The 658-nt window shown below is 43.0% G+C and carries 2 tRNA genes; both read right to left on the bottom strand.

The features are described 5' to 3' along the window. Positions 1–323 precede the first annotated feature (323 nt). Positions 324–399, bottom strand: a tRNA-Ala gene (locus BV405_RS17505). Between the two features lie 64 nt (positions 400–463). Further along, positions 464–540: transfer RNA gene (locus BV405_RS17500), tRNA-Ile, on the bottom strand. Positions 541–658 lie beyond the last annotated feature (118 nt).

Below are 658 nucleotides of genomic sequence, written 5' to 3'. Positions count from 1 at the left end.
TGCTTGACCATATAACCCAAAAGGGTCTGGTTAAGACTTTGCTGTTAACGATTTTTCACCGGATACGCGCTATCAAGATTACAAAGATTTAAAATTTTATCCGCTGGATTGTGATTGCTTAAAAGAGCTATCAAATAAGCAAGCAACAACCCAACATTTTAGTTGGATTCAATTTTCAATAATCTGCAATACAAAATATGCAAAGTATCTTTAATTGGCATTAATCTACATTGTTAAAGAGCGGTTTTCGTAAAGAAAACATAAGAAAATCACTGAACCTGAATCAACAAGGGACAATGTTTTGTTATGTGCACTTTAGGATATGGTGGAGCTATGCGGGATCGAACCGCAGACCTCCTGCGTGCAAGGCAGGCGCTCTCCCAGCTGAGCTATAGCCCCATATCGGTGTTAAACCTAATGAGTCGCGACCAACAAGATGACGTCTACAGAATAGACGCTAAATTGGTAGGCCTGAGTGGACTTGAACCACCGACCTCACCCTTATCAGGGGTGCGCTCTAACCAGCTGAGCTACAAGCCTACGTTCAGCCTAGCGACTGTGCTCTTCTTTATTCTTCAGTCAGATAATTCATGTGGACACTTTACCGGGATAACCTGGAGATGTCGTTTAAGGAGGTGATCCAGCCGCAGGTTCCCCT

The sequence above is a fragment of the Oceanospirillum sanctuarii genome, assembly GCF_002150805.1.
Taxonomy (GTDB): domain Bacteria; phylum Pseudomonadota; class Gammaproteobacteria; order Pseudomonadales; family Halomonadaceae; genus Oceanospirillum; species Oceanospirillum sanctuarii.
The sequence above is the reverse complement of the archived record's forward strand: the minus strand, read 5'-3'. Positions and strand labels throughout refer to the sequence as shown.